General features: G+C 71.4%; 5 protein-coding genes. 2 read left to right on the top strand and 3 right to left on the bottom strand.

What is annotated here, in order from left to right; all coding sequences use genetic code 11:
• On the bottom strand, positions 1–522 hold a 522-nt coding region (locus Q1N79_RS26570; RefSeq protein ID WP_300613649.1), incomplete at its 3' end, for an MFS transporter.
• A complete protein-coding gene (locus Q1N79_RS26565; protein WP_300613647.1) occupies positions 519–1,100 on the bottom strand; it encodes a phosphatase PAP2 family protein in 582 nt (193 codons plus the stop codon). The genes Q1N79_RS26570 and Q1N79_RS26565, both read right to left, overlap by 4 nt.
• A gap of 64 nt (positions 1,101–1,164) precedes the next feature.
• On the opposite strand from Q1N79_RS26565, the gene hpaB reads away from it, so the two are divergent.
• Together hpaB and Q1N79_RS26555 are read left to right on the top strand one after the other, a co-directional pair.
• Positions 1,165–2,616: a 4-hydroxyphenylacetate 3-monooxygenase, oxygenase component gene (gene hpaB / locus Q1N79_RS26560; RefSeq protein ID WP_300613635.1), complete on the top strand. Its 1,452-nt coding sequence runs from the start codon at positions 1,165–1,167 to the stop codon at positions 2,614–2,616.
• Positions 2,617–3,173: 557 nt separating this feature from the next.
• Positions 3,174–4,328, top strand: a complete 1,155-nt coding sequence (locus Q1N79_RS26555; protein WP_300613633.1) for a hypothetical protein — start codon at positions 3,174–3,176, stop codon at positions 4,326–4,328.
• A gap of 39 nt (positions 4,329–4,367) precedes the next feature.
• Here Q1N79_RS26555 and Q1N79_RS26550 read toward each other — a convergent pair whose 3' ends face one another.
• Complete coding sequence (locus Q1N79_RS26550) at positions 4,368–5,246, bottom strand: class III extradiol ring-cleavage dioxygenase (protein ID WP_300613631.1); 879 nt, start codon at positions 5,244–5,246, stop codon at positions 4,368–4,370.
• Positions 5,247–5,753: the final 507 nt, after the last annotated feature.

The following is a 5,753-nucleotide window of genomic DNA, read 5'->3' as shown; positions in this document are numbered from 1 at the left end:
GCAGCCGAGCGCCGCGCCCGTGCCGAAGGCGCCCGCGACCGCCGCGACGAGCGCGGGCCCGGCCAGGCCCGCGACGTCGTAGCTGGCCGAGTCGAGCGCGTTGGCCTTGCCGAGCGCGCCCGCCGGGACCACGAGCGGCACCAGGCTGCTGAAACCGCCGGTCAGCACCGGCGCGGTCAGCCCGGCGCACAGCCCGAACACGGCCAGCAGCCAGCCGTGAACATGCCCGGCCAGCAGCAGGACGCCGGTCAGCGCCGCGGTCAGGGTCACCTGGTTGGCCGCGAACAGCCACCGCTTGTGCCGCATCCGGTCCAGGTACGCGCCGAGCACGGGGCCGCTGGCGAGCGTCGGCGCCGTGAACGCGCCGACCACCAGGCCCGCGAGCCGCGGATCGCCGGTGCGGGCGATGATCGCCAGCACGAGGGCGATGGCGGCCGCGTTGTCGGCGAGCCGGGAGACGGTCGCCGACGCGAGCAGCGTGCAGCCGCGGCGGCCGACTCGTGACGGCCCCGGCCCCCTCATCCGCGCGGGATCACCGCGTAGGTGATCGCGGCGGCCGCCGCGCCGAGCACGGACCCGGCGATCACCTGGGCGGTGGTGTGGTCCTTCAGCGCCACGCGCGACCAGCCGGTGAGCGCGACGAGCAGGTACGCCGGCGCGAGCGCCGGGCCGAACAGCAGCGTCAGGATCGTCGCGGACCCCGCCGCGACCGCGCAGTGGATCGAGATCTTCCAGACGGTCGTGATCGCCGTCAGCACCGCGACGCTGCCGAGCATGCAGCCGAAGTACCCGGTCAGCTCGGGCGGGGCGCCGAGCGCCGCGAGCAGCACCAGGCCGGCCGTCACCGACGCGAGGATGAACCCGAGGACGATGAGCCGGGGCCGCTTGGCGCCGACGTTCCTGTCGTCCCAGCGGCCGCGCGCGATCCCGCGGGTGATGAACAGCGTGGGGAGCACGCCCGCGAAAAAGGCCGCGAGCAGTCCCCAGCCAAGGCCCGCCACCCCGTCAGCGCGCCAGCCGACCGCGATGACGGTGGCGATGATCCAGTTCTTCGGCTCAAGCAGGTATGTGACCCACTGGGCCGCCGACCTGCGCGTCACCGGTCACTCACCTGACCAGGCAACCATCTGTCCGCTGCGCCCGCAAGTCATTAGGCTGAGGACCATGCCCGCACGCACAGGCGCGCAGTTCCTGGACCGGCTGGCCAGGACCCGGACGCAGGTGGAGATCCAGGGGGAGACGCTGACAGGCGGCCTGGCCGAGCACCCGGCCTTCCGCAACGTGGTGCGCAGCTACGCGGAACTGTTCGACATGCAGCACGATCCGGTCTACCGGGAGGTGCTGACGTACCTCTCGCCCGCCACCGGCCAGCCGGTGGCGACGTCGTTCCTGATCCCGCGCACGCAACCCGACCTTGAGCTGCGCCGCCGGGCGTTCAAGCTCTGGGCCGACCGGTCGCTGGGGATGCTTGGCCGCACCGGCGACTACCTGAACAGCGCGCTGATGGCGCTGGCGTCGGCCGCCGACTGGTTCGGCCAGGCGGACCCGGCGTTCGCCGCCAACATCGTCAGCTACTACGAGAAGGTCCGCGAGGAGGACCTGCTCTGCACGCACACCCTGATCCCGCCGCAGGCCAACCGCGCGGTGGCGGGCAGCCAGCAAGGCGGCGGCGCGCTGATGGCGCACGTGGTGCGCGAGGACGACAACGGCATCACGGTCCGCGGCGCGCGGATGCTCGCCACGATCGGCCCGTTCGCCGACGAGCTGCTCGTCTTCCCCTCGACCGTGCTGCGCGGCACGCCCGAGGACAAGCCGTACTCGTTCGCGTTCGCCGTCCCGTCCGACGCTCCCGGCCTGCGGTACCTCGCGCGCGAGCCGCTCGACTACGGCCGCTCGCACTTCGACCACCCGCTCGGCTCGCGGTTCGACGAGTCCGACGCGGTGGTGATCTTCGACGACGTGCACGTGCCGTACGAGCGGTGCTTCACGCTCGGCGACCCGGAGCTGTGCAACGGGTTCTACACGGCCACCTCGGCGATCGAGCACATGACGCACCAGGTGGTGGCCCGCACCACCGCCAAGACCGAGTACATCCTCGGCGTCACCTCGCTGCTCGTGGAGGCGATCGGCATCGGCCAGTTCCAGCACGTCCAGGCGGACCTGGCGGAGATCATCGCGACGCTGGAGATGCTGCGCGCGTTCGGCCGGGCCGCGGAGGCGGACGCCGCCGTCAACGCCTACGGGGTGCTGACCCCGGCCTGGGCGCCGCTCAACGCCGCTCGCAACCTGTACCCGAGGCTCTACCAGCGGTTCCCTGAGATCCTCCGCAAGCTCGGCGCCTCCGGGCTGATGGCGACGCCGACGGAGGCCGACGTGACCGGCCCGGCCGCGCACGACATCGGCACCTACCTGCAGGCGGCGACGCTGACCGGCGCGGAGCGGGTCCGGCTGTTCCGCCTGGTGTGGGACACGTGTATCTCCGCGTTCGCGGGCCGCCAGGCGCTGTATGAGTACTACTTCTTCGGCGACCCGGTCCGGATGGCGGGCGCGTACGTGGCCAGCTATGACAGCTCACCGTACACCGCCCGGGTGCGCGACTTCCTGAATCGCCCCTAGCCGCCCCTGGCCGCCCCTGGCCGCCCCTTGCCGGGCGGCGCCGCTTTTGGGCGGCGGACCCGGCCGCCGCCGCGGGTCCTGATTGGTGCTGGGGCCCCCAGCGCCAAACCTGTGGAATTTAAGCGGCCCAACCTGATGGCGCCGAACCGCCCAGACGGGCGCGAGCAGGACCCAGCGGGGAACATAGGATACATTCCGCTTCCATGAATCACGACAAAGCGGACAGAATGCGTGCGGTTCGTATCCTATGTGACCGATGCCGTCCCACTATCTGAGACCGCCGCGGGACATCGGGCCGGGGAGTCAGCCAGCCTGCCACGCACCCGCCACACCGCTCCCCCTGGCCCGCGACCGGACCGGCGAGCCGGGCCGCCACCACCGGGCGGCCGCCACCACCGGGCCGCCACCACCGCCGGGGAGCCCAGCCTCACCGCCGATCTGCCCTGAATCTGCCACTAGCGGGGGTATGTGAGGCTTGTTACGTTCAGAGGCAAGCGGGTGACTAGGGCGGCTGGAAACCGCCGGGGGAGGCCATGGATCCGGTGCCCAGACTTGCCATGCGTTCGGTTACGGCCGTCGCCGCGGCCGCCCTGCTCAGCGCGGCCGGGTGCCTGGCCGCAGCCACCACCGCGTCAGCCGCCTCCGCCTCCGCTTCCGCGGCGGCGTCGTCAAGCGGTACCGGTTTGTCCGTGGCCGGGACCCTGGTGGACGTGACGGCGACGTCGGCGGGCAACGCCTGGGCGATCGGCTCGACGGCCAAGGGACCGCTGATCCTGCACTGGAACGGCAAGGCGTGGAGCGAGGTGCCCGCCCACGCTCCGGCTGGCACCACCCTGGAGAGCGTGGCCGCTACCTCGCCGGACAACGCCTGGGCCGTCGGCAGCATCGTGTCCGGCTCGACGCGCAAGGGAGCGCTGATCCTGCACTGGAACGGCAAGGCCTGGAGTCAGGTCCGCAGCCCGGCTCCGGCCGGCGCCTACCTGGGCGGCGTGGCCGCTACCTCGGCGGGCAACGCCTGGGCGGTCGGCGACTACCACGAGACTGGCGGGTTCAAGACGCTGATCCTGCGCTGGAACGGCAAGGCATGGCAGCAGGTGCCAAGCCCCACCCCGGCCACCGGGGACGAGGGCGCGGCGCTCAGCGCCGTCTCCGCCGTCTCCGCCAGCGATGCCTGGGCGGCCGGTGCCATCCTGTCCGACACCGGCCCGGTCGAGGGCCTGATCCTGCGGTGGAACGGCCGGACGTGGACGGTCGCGTCCGGCAAGGCCGTCGCGTCGGCCGCCAACGGCTTCGGCAGCGTGGCCGCGACGTCGGCCGCCAACGCCTGGGTGGGGGGTTGCGCCTGCGCAGGCGGTTCCGACGGGATCGTCACCGTGCACTGGAACGGGTCCTCATGGAAGCTGGTGCCCACCCCGCTCCCGGCGCTTGGCAGCGCTGGCGGTGCCGTGGCGGCGGCCTCTGCGACCAGCGCGTGGGCCGTCGGGTTCACCTGCGGGGAGGCCTGCGAGCGTGGTACGGCGCCGTCCGAGCCGGACATCCTTGAGTGGAACGGGACGACGTGGAAGAAGACGGCCAGCCCGGCTCCCGACGGCGCAGACCTGACCGCGGTGGCCGCCGTCTCCGCCAGCGATGCCTGGGTGGTCGGCAACACGGCGGGGGACAACACGATTGACACCCTGATCCTGCACTGGAACGGCAGCAGCTGGACGTGACGCAGTCCCCGGGCCCGGAAGGCTGAGCCCGGTGCGGCGCTAGCTCACCTGGAACGAGCGCTTCGCCAGGCCCATCCAGTAGCCGTCGATGACCGTGTCCACCGGCTTGCCAGGGTCTTCCGCCGCGCCCAGCGTCACGAACAGGGGCAGGAAGTGGTCCGCCGTCGGGTGCGCGTACGGCATCCCCGGCGCCTTGCGGAATCCGGCCAGCGTCTCGACGTCACCGCGCTCCAGGGCATCCGCCGCCCACAGGTCGAAGTCCGCCGACCAGCCCGGCACGTGCCCGGCGGTAAAGTCATCCCTGGTCAGGAACGGCAGGCCGTGCGTGAGGAACCCGGAGCCGATGATCAGCACGCCCGACTCCCGCAGCGGCCGCAGCCGCTCGCCAAGCGACAGCAGCCGCGCCGGGTTCTGGGTGGGGATGGACAGCTGCAAGACCGGCACGTCGGCGAGCGGGTACATGACCTTGAGCGGCACCCAGGCGCCGTGATCGAGGCCGCGGCTCGGGTGCTGGTGGGCGGGCTGGGTGTCCGCCATCAGCTTGCGCACCTGCGCGGCCAGCGCGCTCGCGTCAGGCGTCGGGTAGGTCAGCGTGTAGTACCGCGGCTGGAACCCGGCGAAGTCGTAGACGAGGGGGGTTCCCGCGGCGGGGGCAGAGAGCATGAGCGGCGCGGTCTCCCAGTGCGCGGACACGATCAGCACGCTCTTCGGCTTCGGGAGTTGGTGCGTCCACGCGGCGAGCTGGATCATCCACTCGGGGTCGTCGAGCAGCGGGGGAGCGCCGTGCCCGATGAACAGGGCGGGCAGCGGCCCGTCGCCCTCCGTCCAGGCGCGGTGATCCGCGCTCGCGGGACCGGCCGACTTGGCGAACTCGTCGTAAGCGCCGGCCGGCACCAGCGGGTCGAAGATCGAGTGCATGGCGTGTTCCCCTCAGTTGTCCCCCGGCTGTCCCCCGACACGAGGTTGACGCTTCAAGCTATCGAGCATTACTTGAGACGTCAAGCGCTGTGCCCTCTGCAGACACTCTGAAAACACGCCTGAAAACACGCCTGCAGGCACGTCCGCAGGCACGTCCGCAGGCACGTCCGCAGGCACGTCCGCAGGCGTGTCTGCAGACACTCTCCAGACACGCCTGATGACATAACCGAAGACACACGTGATGACCAGATCCTCATCTGCCGGCTCAACCGTTGTGTGACGGAACACTTCCGTGTCGCGGCGTCAGGATTGAGAATCAGTAGGTGCCGCAGTTTCGTTAACGGTAATAAGGGTTGAGACGTCAACGAGGCTTGGCGGCTCCGCCGCACGTCTTGCTCCCGACGGCGAAGGCTCGCCAGCCGGGAGGGAGGGAGATCCGGATAGCTATGACCCTTCGCGACGCACTGGCCGCGGGCACCTTCTCGGTCACCGCGGAACTCAACCCGC

It is taken from the genome of Trebonia sp. (assembly GCF_030042015.1).
Taxonomy (GTDB): domain Bacteria; phylum Actinomycetota; class Actinomycetes; order Streptosporangiales; family Streptosporangiaceae; genus Trebonia.
Note: the sequence above shows the minus strand (reverse complement) of the source record. Positions and strands in the feature narration are given on the sequence as shown.